The organism is Pedobacter nyackensis, from assembly GCF_900176505.1.
GTDB lineage: Bacteria > Bacteroidota > Bacteroidia > Sphingobacteriales > Sphingobacteriaceae > Pedobacter > Pedobacter nyackensis.
Map to the genome: position 1 here is coordinate 100,808 of NZ_FWYB01000017.1, position 25,132 is coordinate 125,939.

General features: G+C 39.5%; 21 protein-coding genes and 1 tRNA gene. 15 read left to right on the forward strand and 7 right to left on the reverse strand.

The features are described 5' to 3' along the window. Positions 1-6: 6 nt before the first annotated feature. The 11 genes from B9A18_RS21950 to ligD all read left to right on the forward strand — a co-directional run bounded on the left by B9A18_RS21950 (position 7) and on the right by ligD (position 16,381). Positions 7-1,413, forward strand: coding sequence for a putative oxidoreductase C-terminal domain-containing protein (locus B9A18_RS21950; protein WP_084291700.1), 1,407 nt, complete (start codon positions 7-9; stop codon positions 1,411-1,413). 111 nt (positions 1,414-1,524) lie between these two features. Further along, the gene (gene nagA, locus B9A18_RS21955; protein WP_084291701.1) at positions 1,525-2,751 is read left to right on the forward strand and encodes an N-acetylglucosamine-6-phosphate deacetylase; all 1,227 of its coding nucleotides are present in this window, start codon (positions 1,525-1,527) and stop codon (positions 2,749-2,751) included. A gap of 6 nt (positions 2,752-2,757) precedes the next feature. Continuing rightward, on the forward strand, positions 2,758-3,519 hold the full coding sequence (locus B9A18_RS21960; protein WP_317048258.1) for a glucosamine-6-phosphate deaminase: 762 nt from the start codon (positions 2,758-2,760) through the stop codon (positions 3,517-3,519). 117 nt (positions 3,520-3,636) lie between these two features. Further along, complete coding sequence (locus tag B9A18_RS21965) at positions 3,637-4,704, forward strand: LacI family DNA-binding transcriptional regulator (RefSeq protein WP_317048259.1); 1,068 nt, start codon at positions 3,637-3,639, stop codon at positions 4,702-4,704. Positions 4,705-4,715: 11 nt separating this feature from the next. Then, complete coding sequence (locus B9A18_RS21970) at positions 4,716-5,357, forward strand: carbohydrate-binding family 9-like protein (RefSeq protein ID WP_084291703.1); 642 nt, start codon at positions 4,716-4,718, stop codon at positions 5,355-5,357. Between the two features lie 191 nt (positions 5,358-5,548). Next, a complete protein-coding gene (locus tag B9A18_RS21975) occupies positions 5,549-7,612 on the forward strand; it encodes a glucosidase family protein (protein WP_235005408.1) in 2,064 nt (687 codons plus the stop codon). A gap of 17 nt (positions 7,613-7,629) precedes the next feature. Continuing rightward, positions 7,630-9,792: an alpha-galactosidase gene (locus B9A18_RS21980; protein WP_084291705.1), complete on the forward strand. Its 2,163-nt coding sequence runs from the start codon at positions 7,630-7,632 to the stop codon at positions 9,790-9,792. Positions 9,793-9,798: 6 nt separating this feature from the next. Further along, positions 9,799-12,048, forward strand: coding sequence for a glycosyl hydrolase family 95 catalytic domain-containing protein (locus B9A18_RS21985; protein WP_084291706.1), 2,250 nt, complete (start codon positions 9,799-9,801; stop codon positions 12,046-12,048). Between the two features lie 36 nt (positions 12,049-12,084). After that, entirely contained in the window at positions 12,085-13,614 is a 1,530-nt protein-coding gene (locus tag B9A18_RS21990) for a glycoside hydrolase family 28 protein (RefSeq protein WP_084291707.1), read from the forward strand. 111 nt (positions 13,615-13,725) lie between these two features. Continuing rightward, positions 13,726-14,490, forward strand: a complete 765-nt coding sequence (gene ku, locus B9A18_RS21995; protein WP_084291708.1) for a non-homologous end joining protein Ku — start codon at positions 13,726-13,728, stop codon at positions 14,488-14,490. Between the two features lie 19 nt (positions 14,491-14,509). Next, entirely contained in the window at positions 14,510-16,381 is a 1,872-nt protein-coding gene (ligD, locus tag B9A18_RS22000; RefSeq protein WP_084291709.1) for a non-homologous end-joining DNA ligase, read from the forward strand. Here the strand turns inward: ligD and B9A18_RS22005 are convergent. After that, positions 16,370-16,954, reverse strand: coding sequence for a DUF4142 domain-containing protein (locus tag B9A18_RS22005; protein ID WP_084291710.1), 585 nt, complete (start codon positions 16,952-16,954; stop codon positions 16,370-16,372). The genes ligD and B9A18_RS22005 overlap by 12 nt on opposite strands. Before the next feature lie 620 nt (positions 16,955-17,574). Between B9A18_RS22005 and B9A18_RS22015 the strand changes: the two genes are divergently transcribed. Next, positions 17,575-17,952, forward strand: a complete 378-nt coding sequence (locus tag B9A18_RS22015; RefSeq protein ID WP_084291712.1) for a GreA/GreB family elongation factor — start codon at positions 17,575-17,577, stop codon at positions 17,950-17,952. Positions 17,953-18,018: 66 nt separating this feature from the next. On the opposite strand, the gene B9A18_RS22020 is transcribed toward B9A18_RS22015, so the two are convergent. Beyond that, positions 18,019-18,642, reverse strand: a complete 624-nt coding sequence (locus tag B9A18_RS22020; protein WP_084291713.1) for a chloramphenicol acetyltransferase — start codon at positions 18,640-18,642, stop codon at positions 18,019-18,021. Between the two features lie 130 nt (positions 18,643-18,772). Between B9A18_RS22020 and B9A18_RS22025 the strand changes: the two genes are divergently transcribed. Then, positions 18,773-19,942: an MBL fold metallo-hydrolase gene (locus B9A18_RS22025; protein WP_200816423.1), complete on the forward strand. Its 1,170-nt coding sequence runs from the start codon at positions 18,773-18,775 to the stop codon at positions 19,940-19,942. A 1-nt stretch (position 19,943) separates the two neighbouring features. Here B9A18_RS22025 and B9A18_RS22030 read toward each other — a convergent pair whose 3' ends face one another. Continuing rightward, the gene (locus B9A18_RS22030; RefSeq protein WP_084291714.1) at positions 19,944-21,560 is read right to left on the reverse strand and encodes a hypothetical protein; all 1,617 of its coding nucleotides are present in this window, start codon (positions 21,558-21,560) and stop codon (positions 19,944-19,946) included. A gap of 273 nt (positions 21,561-21,833) precedes the next feature. Here B9A18_RS22030 and B9A18_RS22035 point away from each other — a divergent pair, with 273 nt between their 5' ends. Together B9A18_RS22035 and B9A18_RS22040 are read left to right on the forward strand one after the other, a co-directional pair. Then, a complete protein-coding gene (locus tag B9A18_RS22035; RefSeq protein ID WP_084291715.1) occupies positions 21,834-22,400 on the forward strand; it encodes a DUF4256 domain-containing protein in 567 nt (188 codons plus the stop codon). Between the two features lie 27 nt (positions 22,401-22,427). After that, the gene (locus B9A18_RS22040; RefSeq protein ID WP_084291716.1) at positions 22,428-22,715 is read left to right on the forward strand and encodes a hypothetical protein; all 288 of its coding nucleotides are present in this window, start codon (positions 22,428-22,430) and stop codon (positions 22,713-22,715) included. 276 nt (positions 22,716-22,991) lie between these two features. Here B9A18_RS22040 and B9A18_RS22045 read toward each other — a convergent pair whose 3' ends face one another. The 4 genes from B9A18_RS22045 to B9A18_RS22060 form a co-directional block, all read right to left on the reverse strand. Next, complete coding sequence (locus tag B9A18_RS22045; protein ID WP_084291717.1) at positions 22,992-23,432, reverse strand: VOC family protein; 441 nt, start codon at positions 23,430-23,432, stop codon at positions 22,992-22,994. A 415-nt stretch (positions 23,433-23,847) separates the two neighbouring features. Continuing rightward, positions 23,848-23,932: transfer RNA gene (locus tag B9A18_RS22050), tRNA-Ser, on the reverse strand. 277 nt (positions 23,933-24,209) lie between these two features. Then, complete coding sequence (locus tag B9A18_RS22055) at positions 24,210-24,749, reverse strand: GNAT family N-acetyltransferase (protein WP_084291718.1); 540 nt, start codon at positions 24,747-24,749, stop codon at positions 24,210-24,212. Between the two features lie 6 nt (positions 24,750-24,755). Beyond that, complete coding sequence (locus B9A18_RS22060) at positions 24,756-25,100, reverse strand: hypothetical protein (protein WP_084291719.1); 345 nt, start codon at positions 25,098-25,100, stop codon at positions 24,756-24,758. Between the last annotated feature and the right edge of the window lie 32 nt (positions 25,101-25,132).

Below are 25,132 nucleotides of genomic sequence, written 5' to 3' on the forward strand. Positions count from 1 at the left end.
ATATCTATGTTTTCAGCTCATCATTTTAAAAATTATAGTAGGCGAAATAAAACTTTTGTCGGACTTTGTTTGCTGTTTATGGTTGGCATAGGCTGCAAAAATGAAGGAAAAAAGACGACTGAATTTGAGGTTAAGCTAGTGACCCTGGATCCCGGTCATTTTCATGCAGCATTGGTGCAAAAGTCGATGTATAAGGAAATCAATCCGCTGGTGCATGTATACGCACCTGATGGAGCTGAACTTAATGCATATTTAAAGCTGATTGAAAAGTACAATACCAGGGCAGAAGATCCTACAAAATGGCAGGAAGAAGTCTATAAGGGGGAAAACTATCTGCAAAAAATGCTCGACGAAAAGAAAGGAAATGTGGTGATGCTGGCCGGGAACAACCAAAAGAAAACGGAATACATCCGGAAGTCTGTAGATGCCGGTTTTAACGTGTTATCCGACAAGCCTATGGCGATTGATACTAAAGGATTTCAGGATCTGGAACAAGCTTTTGAGGTTGCCGACAAAAATAAAGTACTGTTGTATGATATCATGACCGAGCGCTATGAGATCACGAATATGCTACAAAAGGAACTTTCACTACAGCAGGACGTATTCGGTACTTTGGAAAAAGGTACAGTTGACCATCCGGCGATAACTAAAGAAAGTGTACATCATTTTTTTAAATATGTTTCAGGATCCCCATTAATTCGTCCTCAATGGTATTTTGATGTTAATCAGGAGGGGAATGGACTAGTTGATGTGACCACGCATTTGGTAGACATGATTCAATGGGAGTGTTTTTCAGATCAGCATATTGATTATAAAACGGATGTAAATATGTTATCGGCAAAACGCTGGGCAACGGCTATAACTCCATCTCAGTTTAAAAAAAGTACAGCTGCAGTAGTTTATCCAGCTTACCTTAAACCGGCAATTAAAGACAGCATTTTGAATGTATATTCAAATGGCGAAATGAATTATACGTTAAAAGGAGTTCATGCAAAGGTATCCGTAATATGGAATTTTGAGGCACCGGAAGGTACCGGTGATACCCATTATTCGGTTATGAGAGGCACAAAAGCTAGTTTAATCATTAAACAGGGCAAAGCACAACAGTATAAGCCTACCTTATACATTGAACCTCAAAAAACGGATCTGAAGGCTTACGAATCACTTTTGAAGATTTGCCTGGGGAAAATTGCCAAAACCTATCCAGGATTAGAATTAAAAGCCAATAAAAATGGTTGGGAGGTAATTATTCCTGAAAAATATAAAGTTGGGCATGAGGCTCATTTTGCTGAAGTAACTAAAAAGTATTTGGGTTTTTTAAAAGAAGGAAAACTTCCTGAATGGGAAAAAAAGGCACTGTTGAGTAAGTATTACACAACAACAAAAGCATTGGAGCTGGCTTTGAAAAATTAAAATAGCTCCAGATTTGAGTTTAACGTAACCTTCGTTACAAAATAATTCGGGTACGTACACTGATTGTAATTATTAACGTTTTTTATTGAAAATCTGCCTTGAAATCGCATTATGAGTGACAAAAAAATAAAAATATATAACGGGAACATCATAACACCGTATCGTATCATAAAAAATGGGACGGTTGTTATTGCCAATGGATTGATAACTGGCGTTATGGAGGGGAATGCTGAGGTAGCCGATGCAATCGAAATAGATGCAAAGGGAAAATATATAGCTCCGGGTTTTATCGATATGCATATCCATGGTGGAGGGGGATATGATTTCATGGATGGGAATGTGAATTCCTTTCTTAAAATTGCCGAAACCCATGTTAAATATGGTACTACGGCAATGTGTCCGACTACCTTAACCAGTGAACTCAGCAATTTGCTCGAAACACTGGAGCATTATGAACAGGCAAATAAGTTAAATACAACCGGTAGCCAGTTTCTGGGAATGCACCTCGAAGGACCATATTTCTCTAAAAATCAAAGCGGTGCACAAGACCCAAGGTTTATGCGCGATCCGGATCCTATAGAGTATAAAAAAGTACTGTATCATTCACATGCTATCAGGAGATGGAGTGCCGCACCAGAATTAAAAGGAGCGCTGGAATTTGGAAGGTATTTAAAGTCGTTAGGAGTTATTGCTGCAATAGCGCATACTGATGCCATATATGAAGAGGTTTTGGAAGCTTTTGAAAGCGGATACACACTGGCAACTCATTTTTATTCAGCCATGTCTGGTGTAAGTCGTAGAAATGCTTTTCGGTACGCCGGAGCAATAGAAGCTGGCTATTTGATTGATGAAATGGATGTCGAGATTATTGCTGATGGTATACACCTTCCTCCTCCTTTATTAAAGTTGGTATATAAGATTAAAGGTGCCTCCCGAACAGCTTTGATCACTGATGCAATGCGGGCTACCGGAATGCCTCCTGGTAAAAGTATTTTAGGAAATATCCACGACGGTCTGGAAGTCATTGTTGAAGATGGGGTGGCCAAACTCATGGATCGTAGTGCTTTTGCAGGTAGCGTAGCAACGGCCGACAGGTTGGTCAGAACCATGATTAAAGATGCCGATGTACCTATGATGGAAGCTATCCAGATGATCACTTCAACACCTGCAAGGATTCTAGGTGTTTCCAATACAAAAGGATCTATTGTTGAAGGTAAAGATGCGGACCTGGTGCTCTTCGATTCGGACATCAATATTAGTATGACGATCATACAAGGAGTAGTGGTTTACAACGCAGATAATGAGTTGCAGAAGAATTCATTGGAAATTACAGTATAAACTTAAATGATGATAAAAGAGATAACAAAAGATAATCTAAAAATACAGGTACTGGAAGATAGAAAATTATTAGGCGCGTTAGCAGCTGAGGCTGTTTACAAACAAATATTGTCCCTGCTGGAGGAAGAGCCTTATATTAATATCATATTTGCCGCAGCCCCCTCACAAAATGAGTTCTTGAGTTCATTGATGGAGAAACATATCGATTGGTCGCGGATCAATGCTTTTCATATGGATGAGTATATAGGTCTTGATGGAAATGCACCACAAGGTTTTGGAAATTTTCTGAAATCCAGACTTTTTAATCAGGTGAATTTCCGTTCGGTTAATTACATCAATGGAAATGCTGCAGATGCAAAAGTTGAATGTATTCGCTACGAAGTTTTATTAAAGGAATTCCCTCCGCATATTGTTTGTATGGGCATTGGAGAAAATACCCATATTGCTTTTAATGATCCACATGTAGCCAATTTTAAAGATGAAATGTTGGTTAAAGTGGTAGATCTTGATCTGGAATGCCGGCAGCAACAAGTAAATGATGGATGTTTTTTATCAATAGACGAAGTGCCGGAATTTGCAATAACTTTAACCATTCCCACCTTGTTTTCCGCTAAATATTTATTCTGCATGGTTCCTGGGGAGAAAAAAGCTCAGGCAGTTCATCATACTGTTATACAGGATATTAATGAGAAATATCCATCTACCATTCTACGTAAACATCAAAATGCGCGCATGTTTACGGATACACAAAGTGGAATCTTCCTTTAGTCGTTAAATAATTAATTATAAAGTGCTTAAATAAAAATAACTTTGTTTTTTTTATTTAAGCATTTATTTTATTAGATAAAATATTGCAAATTTATAACGACAAGATTACCTCATAAAATGATGAAGAAAACCGAAGAGAAAGAGCTGGTAGGTGTACGTGAAATTGCACGGAAAGCAAATGTTTCTATAGCCACTGTTGATAGGGTTCTACATAACAGGACTGGAGTTTCGGCCAAGACCAAGGAAAAGATTGATGCTATAATTGAGGAGTTAAATTACAAACCCAATATCCTTGCCAGACGATTGGCATCTAAACAGATTTTAAGGTTTGCGGTTTTGATTCCTTCAGTATCTAAGGAAACAGATTATTGGGACGCTCCATTAAGTGGCGTTTTACAGGCCGAATCGGAAATTTCTGCATATGGTATTCAAATAGAGACTTTTCTTTTTGATCAGAATGACAAAAAATCATTTGTTAAACAATCAGAAAAAATCATTCATGGTAATTTTAATGGGGTGCTACTGGCACCGATGTTTATCGATGAATCAAGCCGTTTCGTTGATGAATGCTCAAAACTCAATATTCCCTGCGTATTTATCAATTCAGATATTCCGGATAAAAATAGCTTATGTTATATTGGTCCAAATTTATACCAGAGTGGTTACCTTACCGCACACATTTCAGGATATTTGTTAAAAGAGAACGACAAGGTATTGATCGTTAATATTTCAAAAGAAATAGATAATCATCACCATTTACTGAGAAAAGAGGAAGGATTTAGGAAATACTTCTCCGACAATCATAAAAATAATGAGATTTTTAAAGTTGACATAAGGGATACTGCCTATGATTCTGTAAAGGCCAGTCTTTCCGCTACGTTAAAAGCAAATCCGGTAAACCTTATTTTTGTAACCAATTCGCGTGTTTCTTCCGTAGCACGTTATCTGGAAGAAGAAAATATTCATGACGTTAAATTAATTGGCTATGACTTCCTAAAAGACAACATAGAATACCTTAAAAAGCAAACTATTGATTTCCTGATTTGTCAGAAGCCAATTGAGCAAGGATATAGAGGGATGATGGCACTGTATACACATTTTGTCCATGCTACTCCGATTGAGAAGGTCTATTATATGCCTATTGATATCATTACCAAAGAGAATTATCAATTTTATAGGAATTAACAGCTCTCATTATGAAAGTACTTGAAGTCCCTTTTTTAGGAGGTGCAGAGGATGATTTACAAGCTATAAGTTTGTTAATGGCCGGGCAACCCTTGCATGCTATAGACAATAACCCCTGGCCAGAGTTCAAAACTACAGCCAAAGCTGGCTTTTCAATTGCGCACAATAACAGTGCGATACTGATCAGATATGAAGTAGAGGAAGAGGAGTTAAAGTCATCTTCCAGAGATTTTAATCAGAACGTGCACAAAGACAATTGTGTAGAGTTCTTTATTGCTTTTGGTAATGGAAAGGCGTATTATAACATCGAACTCAACTGTCTTGGTTCTCTGAAAATAGGTTATGGTCCGGGAAGAGGAGATAGGCTAGTGATCAAACCCGAATTTCTTAAGCAAGTAAAAATAAATACTTCGATCAATTATACGCCAAATAGTGGTACGGATGCCCTTAAGTGGCAGTTGTTACTCAGCTTGCCGGCAGCAGTATTTTCTCAGGATCACATTGCTGCATTTGGAGGCTTAATGGGTAAAGCTAATTTCTATAAATGTGGTGATGATCTTCCAAACCCTCATTTTCTAAGTTGGAACATGATCAATGCAGACAGTCCCGATTTTCACCGACCTGAGTTTTTCGGAGAATTACATTTCCGATAAATGTAATCCATTATACATTAGATCAGAAAGGCCATGCATTCATTTGCATGGCCTTTCTCATTATGTGGACTTTATCCTAATCCTAGAGATTTGCCTATGCTAAAATAGTTGATTAACTGGCCAATAGGATGGCTCAAAAAGCTGTTGAAAATCATCAAATTGCAATAGCCAATTTGAATGGATTTAATCATATGACAAATTTTTTTATCAAAGTAAGCACGATCGCCTCAGTTTGTTGTCTTACTCATGCGTTATGTTATGGCCAGCAAAATGTTGCTTTACCTAAGCAATCAGACCGTTGGGCCATACAACCCAATGGAAGTATTACATGGAACATTAATGACAGGGTACCACATACCGACCATATTGAAATGGCAGGTGAAAAGGTCGCGATTTGGGTTGAATATGGTCTGGATAGCATAAAAAGACCAAAGATTAGCAGGACCTTGGTATTCCCAACCTTTCGCATGTTACCTGATGGGACCAGGACACATATTTCTTATTCATTTCAGGATAATGAATTGCCCCGATTTTACATCAACAAAAAGCAGTTTGATCTGGGGACAGCGAAAAGTAGTAAAAAAGGGAGCCTTGGCTATGATGTGAAAAATATAAATCATAAAGGCATAATGCGTGTAAACGCAGAGATCGGTAATCCAGTTTTGGCGACCATGGAGCGGAGTTTTTATCCTTCTGTGGATCAGCCCATGGCTATTGAAAAGTTTGTATTCACCAATGTTTCTGATGCAGATCTGCCTATTTCAATGGAATACCTGAAACGCGAAGTAAGAACTGATCCTTCCAGAAGTAAAGTGCAATCCCACAGTGTAATTATGGGAACAGTTGGGGATGGAAATCAAATTGTTAAACCGGGTAAATCTGTAACTTTTGCCGTTTATTATCTGGCAACCGATCATCCTGATCAGTTACCGGTGATTAAACCCGAGGAGGAAGAGCAGAAAAGAATAAAAAGGATAGCCGAAATTCAAGCGCCCTTAAAATTGGAAACCCCAGATAATGTATTGAATGCAACTTTCGACTTTGCTAAACTTAGGGCAACAGAAAGTATTTATAAAACCAAAGGTGGTTACATGCATGGACCGGGAGGTCTGGCTTATTATGCCGCGATATGGGCTAATGATCAGGCAGAGTACATCAATCCTTATTTTGCTTTTTCAGGCGATAGAATCGGAAATCTTTCTGCCATGAATTCTTACGCCTGGTTTGCAAAATATATGAATCCCGATTACAAAGCCATACCAAGTTCTATCGTTGCCGAAGGTGATGCGGTTTGGAAAGGAGCCGGAGATAGAGGTGATCAGGCCATGATAGCTTATGGTGCCTCACGTTATGCGTTGGCTAATGGCAACATAGATTCAGCACGTAAATTATGGCCACTAATAGAGTGGTGCCTGGAATACAGCAAACGTAAAATGAATGCCGAAGGTGTGGTTACTTCTGATAAGGATGAACTGGAAGGCCGTTTCCCAGCGGGGAAGGCCAATCTTTCTACCAATACATTGTATTACGATGCCTTGCGTTCTTCTGTTTTACTTGGACGGGCATTAAATAAGCCAAAAAGCCAGACAGATGCATATAACAAAGAAGCTGATGTGCTTAAGCTGAATATGGAAAAATACTTTGGCGGTAATGTTGAAGGTTTTGAAACTTATAAATATTATGAAGGGAACGATGTCCTGCGGGCATGGATCTGTCTGCCCTTAACGATGGGTATTTTCGATAGAAAGCAAGGTACAATTGATGCTTTGTTCTCTCCAAGGTTATGGACAGCCGACGGCCTGGCCACACAGGCAGGTAAAGAAACTTTCTGGGACAGGTCGACACTTTATGCATTAAGAGGCGTGTTACAGGCCGGTGAGACAGAAAAAGCGATCGATTTTATAAAATATTACTCACGCCGCAGGTTATTGGGAGATCATGTCCCTTATGCAGTAGAAGCTTTTCCTGAAGGCAACCAACGTCATTTGTCGGCCGAGAGTGGCTTATACTGCCGTATTTTCACCGAAGGATTGTTTGGTATGCGACCGGTTGGCTTAAGAAGTTTTGACTGCACGCCAAGATTGCCGAAAGACTGGAACAAAATGGCTTTACGCAACATCCATTCCTTTGGTAATGTATTTGATCTTGAAGTGACCCGTGCAGGTAAAGGTAATCTGTTGGTAACTATTAAGAAAGAGGGTAAAGACTATAAATATCAAGTAAAAGAAGGCGCTACCCAGTTGATTAAATTATAATAAAAACTCCATTAAACATGACTAAATATATTGCCTGCTTTCTCCTTTTTCTTAGCCTGAGTACCCATTCTTTTGCGCAGCAGGACAAGCAAATTATTATCGAAACCAATAACACTGCGTTGGTTTTTACGATTTCCGGTGCGAAAAAGTTATATCAAAGTTACCTGGGGAAAAAGCTAAGCAACCCTTCAGATATGCAGTTGTTAAAATCAACCCGTCGCGAAGCCTATATCGGTGCCGGTATGACGGATCTTTTTGAACCTGCAATACGTATGGTACATGGTGATGGCAATCCTTCTCTTGATTTGACTTATGCAAGTCACAAAATAAATAAGGAAGACAGTAATGTAACCACTACATCCATTACACTTAAAGATCCGCAGTATCCTGTGGAAGTGCTACTTCATTTTACCAGCTATGCTAATGAAGACATCATTAAGGAATGGACAGAAATTAAGCACAATGAAAAGAAACCAGTTACCTTAACCAATTATGCTTCTTCAATGCTGCATTTTGATGCCTCGAAGTATTGGCTGAGCCAGTTTGACGGCGATTACATGACTGAGATGCGGATGAAGGAAAGTCAGCTTACAACAGGTATAAAAGTGCTCGATAGTAAATTGGGCACCCGGGCACAGATGTATCGATCTCCATGTTTTTATCTCTCCTTAAATAAACCTTCCGATGAAAATACCGGTGAGTTGATTGCCGGAACTTTGGCCTGGTCAGGTAATTTTCAATGTTCTTTTGAAATTGATCAGCAGAATAGCTTACGTATGATTACCGGAATGAACCCTTATGCTTCGGAATATAAATTACAGCCCGGTAAAACTTTTGAAACGCCCGCATTTATATTTACTTACACTCAAAAAGGGAAAGGTGAGGCCAGCAGAAACCTTCACAGATGGGCCAGAAACTATGGCGTGTTGGATGGTAACAAACCACGTTTAACACTTTTAAACAATTGGGAAGCTACACACATGGATTTTAACCAGGAAACGCTGGTTGAATTGTTTGATGGCGCTAATAAACTGGGGGTAGATTTGTTTTTACTTGATGATGGATGGTTTGGTAATAAATATCCAAGAGATGCTGATAAAACAGCACTGGGCGATTGGCAGGTAGATAAAAAGAAATTACCAAGTGGTATAGGCTACCTGGTTAATGAAGCCAATAAAAAGAACCTGCAATTCGGAATATGGCTGGAGCCTGAAATGGTTAGTCCGAAAAGTGAATTGTATGAAAAGCACCCTGATTGGATATTAAAACTGCCAAACAGGGAGGAAGCCTATTCACGTAACCAATTGGTGCTTGATCTGATCAATCCTAAGGTTCAGAATTTTATATATGATATGGTCAACGACCTGGTTACCAAAAATCCGGGCATAGCCTTTATCAAATGGGATTGTAACCGAATGCTGACCAATACTTATTCTCCCTTCTTAAAGGAAAATCAGGGCAACTTGTTTATCGATTATAACAGAGCTTTATTCGATATCCTGAAACGATTAAGAGAAAAGCATCCCCATTTGCCTATTATGTTATGTGCTGGTGGGGGTGGAAGGGTCGACTATGGCGGCTTAAAATACTTTACAGAGTTTTGGCCAAGCGACAATACCGATGGACTGGAGCGGGTATTTATACAATGGGGATATCTTAACTTTTTCCCTGCATTAACTGTATCCAGCCATATAACCTCAATGGGCAAGCAATCTTTAAAGTTTCGTACTGATGTAGCCATGATGGGTAAAATGGGGTACGATATCAGGGTTAAAAACCTAACCGAACAGGAAATCAAGTTCAGCAATCAGGCCGTGAAAACCTATAAAGGTATCAGCGATGTGATCTGGTTTGGTGATTTGTACCGTTTGGTTTCGCCTTATGAAGAAAACAGGGCTGTTTTGATGTATGCAGATCAAAGTAAAAACAGAGCTGTTCTTTTTAATTATCTACTTAATTTCAGGCGTAAAGAATATATGGGGAGAGTTCTTTTAAAGGGACTTGATCCGGTAAAACGGTATAAGATCACAGAGATTAATCTAATGCCCGATACCAAATCCACACATCCCGATGATGGGAAAGTATATAGTGGTGATTACCTGATGAACATAGGGTTAAATCTTTCACCCGGGAAAATCGCCCCATTAACCAGTGCTGTTTTTGAACTTATTGCAGAATAATAAACCATGAATAAACGTATCATCATCTTATTGTTGTTAGCCGGGGCCGCTTTTACCCAGGCTTCAGCGCAAGTCTGGCAGAAAGTAAACTGGGAAACTTTTATGTCCCGTAACGATTTGCTCTTCGATTCTTTATCAACTAATTGGGATGAAGGTGCTTTTTTAGGAAATGGCTTGCTTGGTGTAATGGTATACCGGGAGGATGCAAATACGCTGCGCTTCGATTTAGGGAGAACGGATGTAGTTGATCATGTAGAAGGGATTAATGCTTCTATAGGTAGGGGAAGGTTACCGATTGGGAGGTTTTTAATGGAGGTAGACGGGAAGATAAAAACCATCAACTTGCGTCTAAACCTGCTTAAAGCAGAATTGTCTGGAACCATTACAACTGATAAAGGATCAGTTCATTTTAATGCCCTGGTTGCAGCAACTAAGGACCTAATTGTTTTAAATACACGCTCTGAAGGAGCCGAAAAGCCAATCAACTGGCGCTGGAAACCTGAGCAGGCAATAAGTCCTTTTCTTACTTTGAAACGCGATAGTGCAGATAAATACACCGCCAATCCGCCATATAGCCTGGTTAAAGAAAACGACATCCATTTTAACCATCAACCATTAGCCGCGGGTGGTGGCTATACTACCGCCTGGAAAGAAGATACGGCTGGAAAGACAAAATCCCTATTGATTACCATTGCCAATGCTTATCCGGTCGACAATACCAGGGAAACAGCTAAGCAATTGCTAAATGCTACCCCATTTAAATCTGTTCCGGAGTTGATTAAAGCGCATCAGGAACACTGGCGTAATTTTTATCAGAAAAGCTTTATTTCCATACCCGATGGCAGACTCGAGAGTTTCTGGTGGATTCAACAGTATAAAATGGCTTCAGCCACAAGGGTAGGCGCTTATCCAATTGATTTAATGGGACCATGGTACAAAACCTCACCATGGCCAAAGTACTGGTGGAACTTGAATATCCAGTTAACCTATTATCCTTTTTTCAGCTCTAATCACACAGAGCTGGTTGAGCCATTGATGAAGATGATCAATGATCATATTGATAATTTGTCTAAAAATGCCCCTCAGCCATATCAACATAATTCGGCCGCATTGGGTAGGTCTGGACCTTATACCATGACCTCAGGGATAAAGGTGTTGAAAGGTAACGACAGTACAGGAAATAGCGCGGCTTCTATGGAATTAGGTAACCTCAGCTGGTTGCTGCACGTGTATTATCAGGCATATGAACATACGATGGATAAAAGGATCATCAGAAACCTATATCCTGTATTAACGAGAGCGGTTAACTACTACTTGAATATTATGGATAAGGAAAGCGACGGGAAATATCACCTTCCATACACTTATTCTCCCGAATACCCTAAAGGCATCACCCGTGATGCAAATTACGATTTGTCCCTGTTTCGATGGGGATTAAATACCCTGCTTCACATCAACAAGACACTAGGTTTAAAGGATCCACTTGTGGCCAAATGGCAGGATGCAGTGGCAAATCTTACCTCATATCCGGAAGATAAACTAGGCTACCGTATTGGTCGGGATGCCGATTTTTTGATTTCTCACCGTCATTATTCTCATCTACTTCAGGTGTATCCCATCTATGAAGTGAACTGGGATCAGAAGCAAAATCGTGAACTGATCAAAAGGTCCTTAAGTCAATGGGAAAATAACAGTGCATCCTGGAGAGGATACTCTTATACTGGCTCAGGTTCTATTTATGCCATGATGGGAAATGGAAATAAAACCCATGAGCTGTTAAACCAAATGATGAAGGGGAAATTTAGCATTAAACCCAATACCATGTATCTTGAAGCTGGCCCGGTAATAGAAACACCACTTTCGGCAGTAACTACCATGAATGAAATGCTGTTACAAAGCTGGAATGGAATAATAAGGGTGTTTCCGGCAATTCCGGAAAGCTGGAAAGATGCCACATTTAACGATCTGAGTGCTAAAGGTGCATTTTTAGTTAGTGGAAGCCGTAGAAATGGAATAACTGAGTTTATAAAAGTTAAAAGTTTGGCGGGTTCTGCGTGTTTGATTAAAACGGGCTTTGATGGCCAGGTTAAAGCGATCGGTAAGCGCCAGTTTAAAGTTACACCACAAGCAAACGGAGTGGTTAAAGTCGATCTGAAAGCAGGAGAAGAAGTGATCCTTTACACCGGAATAAAGCTGCTGAACTTTTCAAGTGATGCGGTAAATACAGATGTAAAGAACTACTGGGGGTTGAAATAATAAAAGTTGGATAAAAGCAATTAAAATAGATAAACAATGATCCGAACAAAAATGAAACTGCTAATCAGCGTATTCATGCTAACTGCTTCAACAATAGCTGTTAGAGCAGCTGATTTCAATATCCTGAAATATGGAGCTATCGGCGATGGAACGACATTAAATACAACAGCCATACAAAAGGCTATTGATGAATGCTATAAAACAGGTGGGGGGAAAGTCATCTTTCCGGAAGGGAAGTTTCTTTCAGGTACCATCGTCATTAAGGACAATATTACCCTGCATTTCGAAAAGAATTCTGTTTTATTGGGAAGTACTGATTTGAAAGATTATCGAAATCTTGATCCATTTACCGAAGGCTTAGGGATTGATGTAGGCTGGGCACTTTTAGTGGCTGTTGATGCAAAGAATATCAAATTGGAAGGAGAAGGTACTATTGATGGACAAGGCTCGGCCATAAAGGCTAAGCATATCCTAACGGATACCCGCTCTGAAGGACAACGCTGGGGATTGAGGCCCTTTTTATTGCGTATAGTGCGGTGCGATGGGGTTACTGTAAAGGATGTAACCTTAAAATATGCCGGAGCATGGACTTCACACTACTTCCAGAGTAAAAATCTTCATATTGAGAAAGTAAAGATTCAGAGTGTAGGTGTAGCACATAATGATGGGATAGGCATTGATGGCTGCCAGGATGTAGTGATTAAAGATTGTGACGTAGTAAGTGGCGATGATGCACTGGTATTTAAAACCACTTCAAGTAAAATGGCTTGCAAGAATATAGACGTGAGTGGACTACGTCTTAAAAGTAGTCAGGCTGGTATTAAAATGGGGACCGAATCTATGGCGCCATTTGAAAATATCAAAATCACCAATTGCCACATTTACGAAACCAAAAATGGTGGCATAAAATTATTGACTGTAGATGGAGCACATCTGCGTAATGTACTGATCTCGGATATTACAATGGAAGATGTAAGAACGCCAATGCTGTTCCGTTTGGGCTCAAGGTTAAGTGTGTTTCGTAAAAATACCGAAACCAAACAACAGACAGGGACCTTTGAAAATGTAATCATCAAGAATGTTAAAGCCAATGCTTCGGCCAATGCACAGCTGATGCCACCTTCAGGAATTCTGATTACCGGCGTTCCCGGACACTATATAACAGGATTAACACTGGAAAACATTGAAATCAGTTTGGCAGGTGGCGGATTAGCAGAACATGCCCGTCAGACCGTACCTGAAGCCATTGATCAGTACCCTGAAGTGAAAACTTTCGGTCCACGTGTACCTGCATATGGCGTTTGGGCCAGACATGTGAAAGGTTTAAAGCTTAAAAACATAAAATTCAATTTAGCAAGCAATGATCTCAGACCGGCATTTGTTTGTGAGGATGGATTGGATGTTGAAGTATCCGATTGGAAATTGCCAGAAACTACAGGTGCCGAATCCATCATCCGACTGGAGAACGTTCAGAAGGTCGCAATTGAAAATATTCAAGGCAAATTCAATGCTAAAAAGCTTGTTCTGGTTGAAGGAAATAGCAAAGACGTAAGTGTAAAAAAGTAGCAAATCCCTGCTGATGATATAAGGTTCAAAATATTTTTTGAACCTTTTTCATTACTGCTTGTTTTTAATGAAGCCTAATGTGATCGTTGTTAATGGCTTAAATGAATAGAAATGAGATCGATATGGAAAGGTTCAATTGGCTTTGGCCTGGTTAATATTCCGGTGAAGCTATTTTCAGGAGTTCAAAGCAGTCATTTGGATTTAGATATGCTTGATGAACGTGATCACTCCAATATCAAGTTCAAAAGAGTGAACGAGAAAACTCAGAAAGAGGTGCCTTACGAGAATATTGTTAAAGGCTACTTTCTAAAAGATCGGTACATTGTGCTTGATGAGCACGATTTCGAAGAAGTAAAACCCGAAAAAACTAAGGTTATAGAGATTGAGAATTTTGTAGATATAGCAGAAATCAATCCTGTCTATTACGAAACTTCCTATTTTACCCAACCTGAAAACCAAGGAAAGAAGGCCTATGCCTTATTATTTAAAGCCCTCGAAAAATCTAAGAAGGCGGGGGTCGCTCGTTTCGTCCTCAGGAACAATGAAAACCTTTGTGTGATACATCCTCTGAATGGGATTATCGTAATTACCAGAATCAGATTCCAGGAGGAAATACGGGATACAAAAGAGGTTCAGTTAAGTGAATCTGTCACAATTAACCCGAAAGAGCTGCAGGTGGGCCTCGAGCTGATTAAGCAATATAGTTCGCCATTCAATATTGAAGCTTTTAAAAATGATTATACACAGGAGCTTTTAAAAATCATTAAATCTAAAGCCAGCGGAAAACGCGCCACCGTTAAAAAGATTAAAGTCAAAAAAGCAGTCAGCGATGACCTGTACGAACAATTAATGGAGAGTTTAAACAAAAGGGCCTGACCCGTAATTGAACTTGGCCATGTCACTAGAGAAGTATAAACAGAAGCGGGATTTCAGTAAAACTGAAGAGCCTGTAGGCGGCAAAGGAAAGCGTAAAACCCTCAGTTTTGTGGTACAGCGGCATCATGCTACAAGTCTACATTATGATTTTAGGTTGGAAATGGAAGGCGTACTTAAAAGCTGGGCAGTGCCAAAAGGACCATCCTTAAATCCGGCAGATAAACGACTGGCCATGATGGTCGAAGATCACCCCTTTGATTATGGAAAATTTGAAGGTGAAATACCGGCAGGAAATTATGGCGCCGGAGTGGTATCTATATTCGATGCAGGTACTTATACGGCTCTTGATAAAGGAACTGAAAACGATCTGCTGAAAGGACTGCATGACGGAAGTCTGAAAATTAAATTAAATGGCAAAATCCTGAAAGGAGAATTTGCCCTGGTGCGCATGAAAACTTCTGAACAGAATGCCTGGTTGCTCATCAAGCACAAAGACGAATATGCGGTAACTAAGAAATTCAATATAGAAGATCTTGTTTCAAAAGAAGTGAAGAAGAAAGGTCTTGACTTCAAGCGAAAAAAAAAAGAGCCGAGGAAACCTGAAGTAGAACCCGATGACGCCTTAGCCTATACCAGTGTTAAGACTAAGGTAAAATTGATTTCTAGGAACGGAATAGACTTTAGTTCCAGGTACAAGCCCATTGTCGAAGCATTAGCCGGTATAAAGGCAGAAGCCGTTATTGATGGCGAACTGGTAATAGAAGATGCATTACCGAAATTCTATGTATTTGACCTGTTGTCCCTGAATAATCACGACATCAGGGATATGGACTTGCTTAAGCGAAAAGCATTGTTGTTTGAACTGATAAAAAAACTAGATCATCCATTAATTATTTACAGTAAACATGAGAGGGCCGACAAAGAAGAGGAAGATGTGGTGCAGGAACAAGAAGGTGAGGAAATTGAGAGTAGAAAGGAGACAGCAGTTATGGAGACAGATAGAGAAGAGCAATATGGTAAGAAAATAGTAAAATTGACCAACCTCAATAAGCTATACTGGCCGGTAGAAAAAATCAGTAAGGGGCAATTGATTGATTACTATAAAGGCGTTTCGGAATATATATTACCCCATTTAAAGGATAAACCTTTATCACTCAACAGACACCCTAATGGGATCGCTGAACCGAGCTTTTTTCAGAAGGATCTGGATAGAGAGAAAATTCCTTCATGGATCAAAACCGCGCCCTTATATTCGGATAGCACTGAGAAAACTATCGATTACCTGGTCTGTAATGATGAAGCTACGTTGTTATGGATGGTGAATTTAGGCTGTATTGAAATCAATCCCTGGCTAAGCAGTTATAAAAAGCCTGAAGTGCCTCTTTTTGCCGTATTGGATCTTGATCCGCACGATGTGGATTTTAACGAAGTTATAGCCGTAGCCAAGACCGCAAAAATGCTGCTCGATCAAATGAACATCACCGCATTCATTAAAACTTCAGGTTCAAAAGGATTACATATTTTTATTCCTGTAAGTCCGATCTACGATTACGATATCACTAAAGAGTTTATCCATTATGTAGGTCAGATGGTTTTTGAAAGACATCCAAATACCACAAGCCTGGAGCGAAGTCCTGCTAAACGTAAAGAGCGTATTTATCTTGATTTTTTACAGAACAGAGTCGGGCAGACTATAGCCGCACCATATAGTGTACGACCAAAGCCAGGGGCAACGGTGTCGGCGCCCTTAGCCTGGGATGAGCTAAAAGCAGGACTAACCACTAAGGGTTTTACTCTTTTTAACATGGGGCAACGGCTTCATGAAAGAGGCGATCTTTGGAAGGATATGCACCTGGTTAAAAACAATCTTAAAAAGGCATTAACGCTGTAATCGGTTTTGTATATTAGTTGCTTCCTTATAATGGGCCTCTAATGAGCGTAAGGTATTGATGGCGAAATTTTCTAATGGACTGTCACCTGAAGAAGCCGCAGCTTTAAATAGATCCAATGTTTTTAAATGGTTTTTTACCATCATACCGATATAGTGTTTATTAAACTCGGGCTCAGGTAGCTTTTTGATCTCAGCAATATGATCAATGTCTTTCTGGGGAAGAGTGGCAGGTAAGGCTATTTTTTTATTTTCGGCTAATAATTTAAGCTTGGTCATTAGCTTGGTATGATCTTTTACCGATTTTTTAGCAAAACGCTTAACCATTTTATTGGTTGTTTTTACCTCAGCGATTTTCCCAAGTTCTAATTCCATCATGCTTTCAAGGGCCGCTTCTTTAAAAAAGATCGACATATCTGCGCCTCTGCTATACCCCGAAGTATCAGTAAATACATCACTGGCTATAGCGGAATCAATGACCTTAGATTGTTTCATAGTTTTTTTACTTGGATTCTGACAGGCTTGCAATACTAAAAAAGCAAGTGCGGTTACTACTAGTATTTTTTTAGTTCCCATGGTTTAAATTGTTAAGTTTCAGCTTTATTAACTACAATTTAAAAATGAGAAGGTTTTAAGAATGAATGATTTTTTTTGGCGTAAAAGTCATAAAGGAAGTTGTATAATTTTTAGCGAAATTGGATGTTATAAATGCTCATTTGGCATAATTGTGTAATAATCCCTCTTTTGTTGCATCCGATATTTTTTATGAATGAGAATAGGGCTACATTTGAAATAATGGATCCACGGAAACAGTTAAATACAGTGTCTGATAAACTATTCGCAAGTCAATTGCGAATGGCTAAGGCGATGTTTAATCGTTTTTTATCTCATCAATTGGCTTTAGGCGATTCTTTTCTAAAAAGCAGTAAAGACTTTATCAATTAAACCCCAACCTTCTAACCAGGTCTGGGGAGCTTCATTTAATTATTCATTCAATTGTCTTTTCTGGTAAAGCGGGTATAAACTGCTACGCCTGTATTTAATTATTAAAGCGTGTCCGATCATTTTATAAAAAAACGTCAATATGCTATTGGTTCAGATTGTAAAGATTTTGAGTAGCGTGCCTCAGTCTGGCATTTCAGACTGAGGCATGCATATTCAATAATTTTTTTTCAATCAAATCATTTATCAATATCATGACTACATCAATCGTATTATCAACAGGAATATTTGATCTTTTAAAAGATCATATCAGAAGAAGAAAACTTAGTAAATTTAATCAGGTAAAATTGGAACTGGAACTTCGCAATGCGCGCCAAATCCTTAATAAGGACATTCCGGCCGACGTGGTTACCGTAAATACTAAAGTAAGAGTAAAAGAACTGGAAAGTGGCGAGGAAGCTACCTATGTTATTGTTCCTCCTGCAAAAGCCAGAAATAAGCATAATAACATTTCTATTTTATCCGCAATTGGCGTGGCTATGGTAGGTTACAGCCAGGGATCGGAGTTGAGCTGGGAAATGCCTGAAGGCGTGAAGAAGTTCCGTATTGAGGAAGTAACCAGATTAAATTAGGTATAAAAAAACCGGCAATAACGCCGGTTTTTTTATACCCAATTTTTTCGACTACAGCGATGTTATTTATACGTTCATTAATTCCTGGAACCGCTCTACAAACTTACCCACGTGATAACCATCCATTAAAGCATGGTGCACATGAACAGATAGACTCATTTCTCTCTTTCCGTTAGCTTCGGTTAATTTTCCGAAAGAAATTTTCGGTACACTGTCATTAAACGAAAAGGATCTTGCATGCGATAAGGAGGTGAAATCTAACCAGGGCAAGGCCGAATAATGAATCACATCATTGCCCGATTCCAAAGGGAAAAGTACTGTGCTTTTCGAAACCCTGTCTATTTCTTGTTTTGCCAGATCATAAAAAGCATCAGGATTTTCATCAAAGTGTAAATAGGAGAAACCGAAAGTTTGGTCAGGGCGATTAATGGTTGCAGAGGCGTTGATCCGATCGTATGCAATTACTTTTTCTCCCTCTATTCTGTATCCAAATTCTTCAATGGTATTGGCGGCTTTTAGCGATTGATACAAATAATATAAAAAGAAGGATTGCCCCGATTCTTTTGCTTTAAGATAAGCTTTTGTGCAGTCTATTTTAACGGTTATACCAAAGAAAGGCTCTTCAAATTGTTTAAAGAAATGAAAGTGTTCTTTTCTGCTCCATAGTGATATGTCTAATTCTTTTCTCATCGGTATCAATTGCGCTGTTTTTTATGAAGCAAAAGTAAAACAATATATTTCTATTGAAAGTCAGTAGTCGGAAATAGAAACTTTTAAGTCCACCGTTTGTTGTAATGACACTTGAAATATCTTTAAAATTATGGACTCAAAAAGAAGTATTATTCGGGGCATATGCTTTTCGATCTTATTGTTGTCAAGCCAGAATTTATTTGCCCAAAAAATTGATAGCCTGGTCATCAAGAAAATGGATACCGTGGCCACCAAGAAAGTGGAAAGCAAGAAAGTGGAACCCAAGAAAGTGGATAGCCTGACGGACAATATGGATGCTTTGATTTCCAAGAAGATAGATGCTATAATTGCCAAGAAAATGGAAGCGCTGGCGCTCGCGAAAAGTGATACTTTAGTTCTCGAAAAAATTGATACCCTAATCGGCGCTGAATACGTAGATACCGCCCGCTACAAGAGCCGTGTGCTATTGCCCGATATTTATGGGAAACCCGACTCTACCTTAGAGAAAACTCTGGTACAGGTAAAAGGTAATTTATACCGTCATACAAACGGTACTTTGCCGGCATTACATAGCGGATTGGTACTGATCACTAAAGCAGGCGCCATAGTAATAGATCCGGCACTAACGCAAGCTGCAATCTGGCTCAATGAGGAGATTAAAAAGCGATTTAAAGTTGATGTAAAATATGTGCTGTTAACTCATGGACATTACGATCATGCGGGTGGTTCTCAGATCTTCCAACAGGCAGGAGCCAAAGTCATTATACAGAAGAATGGTTTAGAAGCTATTGTGGGAGAAAAGTTGCCGGTTGCCACTCCAGATATCGTTTTTGAAGATAAAATTGCAATTGTATTGGGAGGAGAGCGGGTAGTTATGAATCACATCGCACCCAGTCACTCTAACAGCATGTCGGTGATCACATTTCCAGGGTATAAAGCAATGCAATTAACAGACATAGGTCAATCGGAGACAATGCCTTATAATGATTTTCTGGATTTCTATTATGACGGTTGGATTAAGACCCTTGACTGGGCTTTAAAGCAAGATGTAAATTATATAGATGTAGGGCATTATACTCCGGCTACACTTCAAAATATAAAAGACTTGCGGGAATACATGGTCGATTTACATAATCAGGTGTTAGCATTGGTGCGTGAGGGACAAAGTTGGGATCAGTTATACCGTAATGTTAAGTTTTCCGATAAAGTAAAAAAATGGGGCGGATTTGATACTATGGGAAAACTTAACATTGCAGGAATGTACCAATGGATTATAAATCATAGAAGAGGAGTGTGGTAACCTAATAGCCGATTGCTTTTAGTGCCTGCTTACCCAGGCGCTCCTCTAGTTGAGTAAGGTACAGACTGGATGGATTAACTGGCGTGTTAGGTGATTCAAAGATGCCTTCCGGTAAGTTCGGGCCTGCCGAATTAAATGGTCTTGGTATGGGCGTACTTTTTCCCTTACTGCCAATAACCCAATTGTATGTACCCGGAGGTATTTGGTTTACATAACTGTTTGCTTCGCAATTCCAGGCCACCGACCAGGCAGTTCCCCAACCATGACCAGAGCCCATACTACCTCTGTTTTTGAAATCTATACCACCGTTAGGAGCCTTGCAATTATCTAAAAGCATACCTGTACTCCAGCGCTGATGGCCTTCTATACGTCCGTTACCGATAAAATTACAATTCAAAAATACGATTGGGCCTGTTTGTCCAGCTCCCAAAGCTGCAAACCAGATATTGTCGCCCTCTACAGAACATTGGTCTAATAGCAACTGACCGGCATTTGGTGCAAATTCTGCCGGTTTAGAAGGACCTTGGTGTAAAGCTTTGCGTACTACAGCTACCCGTTGAAGCGTAATTCTACGTCCTCCTGTTCCAACACTTTCCATGGTTTCTATCAGGTCTAAATCTCGCAACCAGCAATCCTCTCCATTCAGACGGACCCCGTAATAAAGTGCTTTTGTATGACTCACCGCTTGTGGCGGAGATACAATACGCAGGTTTTCTACACCAGCCTGTTTAAGGCGTTTTACGTCATTTGCCAATACCATTGTTGTTTCGTCGTTGGTGTAAGCTGCATCATACGAATCAACTAATGGAACATCCAGCGTGATTTTATTACCTTTTATAGCAGCAATACGACGTTCAGTTATCAGTAGTGAACCTGTTTTAATCCAGGTTTGTGGCTTACCATCACGTATCAGATCGTCCATTTGCATAAACTTCACCCATTTTTCAGTAACAGGTTTTCTTATTTCTACGTTATCACCAATGGTAAATCCGGATGCGTTAGCTACGGTAAAACTGATACTTCCTGCAGCAATATAATTGTCTGTTATTTTTATAGCCTTTTCGTTGTCACCCGCATTGCCTAAGCGGTTACCGATACGTTGATTTATTCCGTTCGATAAAACTATGGCCGTGTGCTTTACGCCATTCATGGATATAATACTTCCTTTTTCCGACTTACCGCTGCCACGAAGTACAATACCATCTGCCATAATCTTTATGGTATTTGAACAGGGGTAGGTGCCAGGTTCTAATAAGACTGTTCCCCGGAACCCATCTTTATTTAAGGGCATAGCAGAGACCTTATCAATAGCCGCTTGAATTAAAGCTGTGCAATCAGCGCTCGCATCAGCCAATGGTTTAACCGTGATTTTTACCGGTATATTTGGTAAAGCTATACCACCACCTTTATAGCCGGCATAGGAAAAATCCATAATCCGATCTCCTTTTGGCGTTTTTTTATACACCAGTTTCCCATCAGCTCCAAGGTGCACCCATTCGTTTTTGAGGGTAACTTTTTCCATAGGTATGGAATCGGCCTGAGCAAAGGAATTCAATAGCAGCAAAAATAGTGTTAAGCCTGTTTTTACTTTTGAAATTGGCGAATCAATATGTTTCATAAAGTCGTTATTTGAGACTATAACGAACTTCATAAAAAAGCAGCGGTGTTTTATATTGAAAAATAGCTTTGTACTCAGCTATCTTAACATGATTTTTTTAGACTTATTTCCTATTTAATGGCGACCTTTTTAGCAAAAGGTTTAGATGTAGTTTATATTCTTTTGTAGAAATGAATGTTTACATATTTGTTATTACAATCCTGACTTTTGTATCTTGGTATTTCAGACCTGCAGATAGAAAAGTAAATTGAGTATCTATAAAAGTATGACCGCATGAAAAGCAATAAAAAGGAATTATCGACAGAACAACGTGAAGAATTACTTAGTGTATTAAAAACTCGTTTTGAGAAAAATATGAACCGCCACAAAGGGCTTGACTGGGCCAAAGTGCAAGTGAAACTGGAAGCCAATGCTGAAAAACTCTGGTCACTAGATGATATGGAAGCAACTGGTGGTGAACCTGACGTTGTTGGTTATGATAAAAAGACCGACGAATACATTTTTTATGATTGCTCAGCAGAAAGCCCTAAAGGTCGCAGAAGTCTTTGTTACGACCGCGAAGCGCTGGATGCAAGGAAAGAGCATAAACCAAAAAGCAACGTTCTCGATACGGCAGCTGAAATGGGGATTGAGCTTTTAACGGAAGAACAGTACCGGGAGTTGCAGCAGTTTGGAAAGTTCGATACGAAAACCTCGAGCTGGATACAAACACCCGCTGATATTAGAAAACTCGGTGGCGCCATTTTTTGTGATTACCGCTACAGCAATGTCTTTGTATATCACAACGGTGCAGATTCTTATTATGCTGCAAGGGGATTCCGGGGGGCACTTAGGGTATAAATGTTTGCAGTGATAAAAATTGAAATTATGAGCAGAAATCTTTCTAAGGCGTCACCGGTTCAGAAAAAAGAAAATAATACCGGCCTGCCTGATAATTTAAAATCAGGAGTAGAAAACCTTTCTGGCTACTCGCTGGATAATGTTCCCGGACAGGAAAGACACTTGCCTCACGAAGCCTGGCATGTAGCTCAACAAAAGCAGGGAAGAGTACAGCCGACTATGCAGCTGAAAGGCAAGCTAAACATCAGTGATGATGCTGGACTAGAGAACGAAGCTGATCATTTTGGTTCAGTTGCAGCGGGTGTTGGATCATAAATATAAAAAAGGATCACTCAGCTATAGGATCGGAATTCGTGCGAAAATTGTCAACCCCTTAAAATGTAAAAAGCCTGCTATCGTTACGATTTGCAGGCTTTTGTACTTTTTGATACCTTCTGAGCGGGGAGAGAGGGACATCAATCGAACACCTAATATCATTTTTGACCTTTTTAGAGACTTTAAAAATTTAAATCGACTTTAAAGCCGTAATCAAATCTTATTAATTTTAAGTGTGTTATTACGACACCTGTAAGGGGCTGCTTTTTTCTTCGGTTAAACTTGCCCGTTATAATTTGGGTCAAATTCCACAATCCATTCAATGCCATATTTGTCTCTAAACATGCCGGCATAGGTACCCCAGGGACTGTCACCAATGGGCCCTTCTACTTCTCCGCCCGCTGATAGTCCGTTAAATATTTTGTCCGCTTCTTCACGGCTTTCGGCAGCCACTACTATTTTAGACCTGTTTTCGTTTTCGTTTACCCGTCCCATAAATTCAGGAACGTCATTAGCTATTAATACATTTTGTTTGCCAATAGGCAAGGCAATGTGCATGAGTTTATCTGCTTCATTAGCTGCTATCGGGAATTCAGCGCTTGCTAAATCTTTAAAACGAATGATCTTTGCGAACTCTCCGCCAAAAACTGATTTGTAAAAAGTGAATGCTTCTTCGGCATTTCCATTGAAGTTGATCCAGGGGTTGATTGTTCTCATAACTTTATTTTTTAGTTTTTAATTTTTTCTGCTCACGCTATTCAGCATTCCATTGTCCCTGCGTGTTGGGTCTGATATGGCCTGGAATATATCTTGTTTCATTTTTGATTATTAATCGCGCAACCCTCAGCTTGCAAATATATATGCAAGCTGAGGGTTGTGTAAATAAATCTGCATTTTTTGTCGAGGTATAATGGCGGGATGTTTAGTGGTAATTGTGGTATTCGTTACAATAACTAACCAAACCGTGTCTTACTTTATATGAAGAAAGGATTCGAACTCACAAACATTCATAATCATATCATTTTCAAATATTTATATTGAATTTATATGGGTTATTTATGCACAGAAGATAGTTTAAAAAAGAAATAGCCTGCTAAGAATCAATGCTTTAGCAGGCTACTGTATGACAAGGCGGAGAGCGAGGGATTCGAACCCCCGGACCTATGACAGTCAACAGTTTTCAAGACTGCCGCATTCGACCGCTCTGCCAGCTCTCCGCTGCGAAAGTAGGAATCTAAACTGATTCTGCAAATTTTGATTTGCATATTTTCCTAAGGAATGGCTTAACTGTCATAATTTGAATGAGATAATTTTTTGAACCTGATTTTCTTCTATAGGGTTCATCACAGCATAATTAATTCTATAAAAAAAAAGTTTTATTTGGTTTTTAATAAAAAGTTCTTACCTTAGACCTCGAGAGCGTTAATTTAAAAGCGGGACTTGTCTTCTGACGAGTTCCGCTTTTTCCTTTTCTACTACTGGCGCTACTATTGACTAGGATGTTTCGTACAAATCCTGCAATAAGTCAAACCGATCTTTAAAAGTGAAATTTGCTTTTTCAAGTACCCTTCTTGCTGCTATGTTTTCTCTATTTACCACAGCACCGATCTTAGAAATTCCCTGATCTGATAGGTTGTCTATCAATAGCGGAAGCACCTCGGTCATGATATAGCAGCCACTGGCAAAGCCACTCAGGTAAAATTCAATGAAAAAAGGATAATGGTCCATTTGATAATGCTGCCTGGCCACTTCGGGGGAGATCAGGTCAATAATACCGATTACTTTATTGAGCTTTTTATGGGTAATGAAATGAATATAATTGTGGCCTGAATGGTAATTAACCACCATGGTCTGTAAAAATAACTCCGCTTCCTGTAAACTGTTCAATCGCTTACCTGGAATAAACTTCAGCGTCCGATCATCCGATAGAATAGAAAAGATATCGCTGGTCAATTTCTCAAATCGTCCTAAATCTTCAGGTCGGAAGGGGTGGATCAGCAAATTGTCGTTTTCAAGGAAAATCGGTTTCAGCATCTGGTTTTAATTGCGGAGATAAGCTGTTAGGATATCCAGTATTTCCGGTGGCAATGGTGTTCCGGTATGATTCTCCAGCTGGTGTTGCGCGGAATTGAATTTTTCAATGTAAGTTGCCGTGTGGTCATTAAATTTCAGGTAACCCTGTTCAAAGAAGCGTTCCTGAACCTCGCCTGATGAGTCCATAGAACGGAAGGTGAGAGATTGAATCTCCTGCGTTTTTTTGTCGAGAAACAGCCATCTGAATATCTCAGAGAGATCAGCATTGTCAGCAAGATCAGTTCGTTTGATCTCCAGTATACAATGTTCACTGTTTTCTAAGTAATAAAGGCATTTAAGAGCAGGTTTCATGTATTTTGCAAAAATTTGTGTGCGCCGAAAAT

Excerpts from the sequence above, each read along its gene's own strand:
- B9A18_RS21965 (WP_317048259.1), top strand. The coding sequence starts at position 3,637 with ATGATGAAGAAAACCGAAGAGAAAGAGCTGGTAGGTGTACGTGAAATT.
- B9A18_RS21960 (WP_317048258.1), top strand. The coding sequence starts at position 2,758 with ATGATGATAAAAGAGATAACAAAAGATAATCTAAAAATACAGGTACTG.
- B9A18_RS21985 (WP_084291706.1), top strand. The coding sequence starts at position 9,799 with ATGAATAAACGTATCATCATCTTATTGTTGTTAGCCGGGGCCGCTTTT.
- B9A18_RS22060 (WP_084291719.1), bottom strand. The coding sequence starts at position 25,100 with ATGAAACCTGCTCTTAAATGCCTTTATTACTTAGAAAACAGTGAACAT.
- B9A18_RS22040 (WP_084291716.1), top strand. The coding sequence starts at position 22,428 with ATGAGCAGAAATCTTTCTAAGGCGTCACCGGTTCAGAAAAAAGAAAAT.
- B9A18_RS21980 (WP_084291705.1), top strand. The coding sequence starts at position 7,630 with ATGACTAAATATATTGCCTGCTTTCTCCTTTTTCTTAGCCTGAGTACC.
- B9A18_RS22020 (WP_084291713.1), bottom strand. The coding sequence starts at position 18,642 with ATGAGAAAAGAATTAGACATATCACTATGGAGCAGAAAAGAACACTTT.
- B9A18_RS22045 (WP_084291717.1), bottom strand. The coding sequence starts at position 23,432 with ATGAGAACAATCAACCCCTGGATCAACTTCAATGGAAATGCCGAAGAA.
- B9A18_RS21950 (WP_084291700.1), top strand. The coding sequence starts at position 7 with ATGTTTTCAGCTCATCATTTTAAAAATTATAGTAGGCGAAATAAAACT.
- ligD (WP_084291709.1), top strand. The coding sequence starts at position 14,510 with ATGTCACTAGAGAAGTATAAACAGAAGCGGGATTTCAGTAAAACTGAA.
- B9A18_RS21970 (WP_084291703.1), top strand. The coding sequence starts at position 4,716 with ATGAAAGTACTTGAAGTCCCTTTTTTAGGAGGTGCAGAGGATGATTTA.
- B9A18_RS22035 (WP_084291715.1), top strand. The coding sequence starts at position 21,834 with ATGAAAAGCAATAAAAAGGAATTATCGACAGAACAACGTGAAGAATTA.
- B9A18_RS21990 (WP_084291707.1), top strand. The coding sequence starts at position 12,085 with ATGATCCGAACAAAAATGAAACTGCTAATCAGCGTATTCATGCTAACT.
- B9A18_RS22005 (WP_084291710.1), bottom strand. The coding sequence starts at position 16,954 with ATGGGAACTAAAAAAATACTAGTAGTAACCGCACTTGCTTTTTTAGTA.
- nagA (WP_084291701.1), top strand. The coding sequence starts at position 1,525 with ATGAGTGACAAAAAAATAAAAATATATAACGGGAACATCATAACACCG.
- B9A18_RS21975 (WP_235005408.1), top strand. The coding sequence starts at position 5,549 with ATGACAAATTTTTTTATCAAAGTAAGCACGATCGCCTCAGTTTGTTGT.
- B9A18_RS22025 (WP_200816423.1), top strand. The coding sequence starts at position 18,773 with ATGGACTCAAAAAGAAGTATTATTCGGGGCATATGCTTTTCGATCTTA.
- B9A18_RS22015 (WP_084291712.1), top strand. The coding sequence starts at position 17,575 with ATGACTACATCAATCGTATTATCAACAGGAATATTTGATCTTTTAAAA.
- ku (WP_084291708.1), top strand. The coding sequence starts at position 13,726 with ATGAGATCGATATGGAAAGGTTCAATTGGCTTTGGCCTGGTTAATATT.
- B9A18_RS22030 (WP_084291714.1), bottom strand. The coding sequence starts at position 21,560 with ATGAAACATATTGATTCGCCAATTTCAAAAGTAAAAACAGGCTTAACA.
- B9A18_RS22055 (WP_084291718.1), bottom strand. The coding sequence starts at position 24,749 with ATGCTGAAACCGATTTTCCTTGAAAACGACAATTTGCTGATCCACCCC.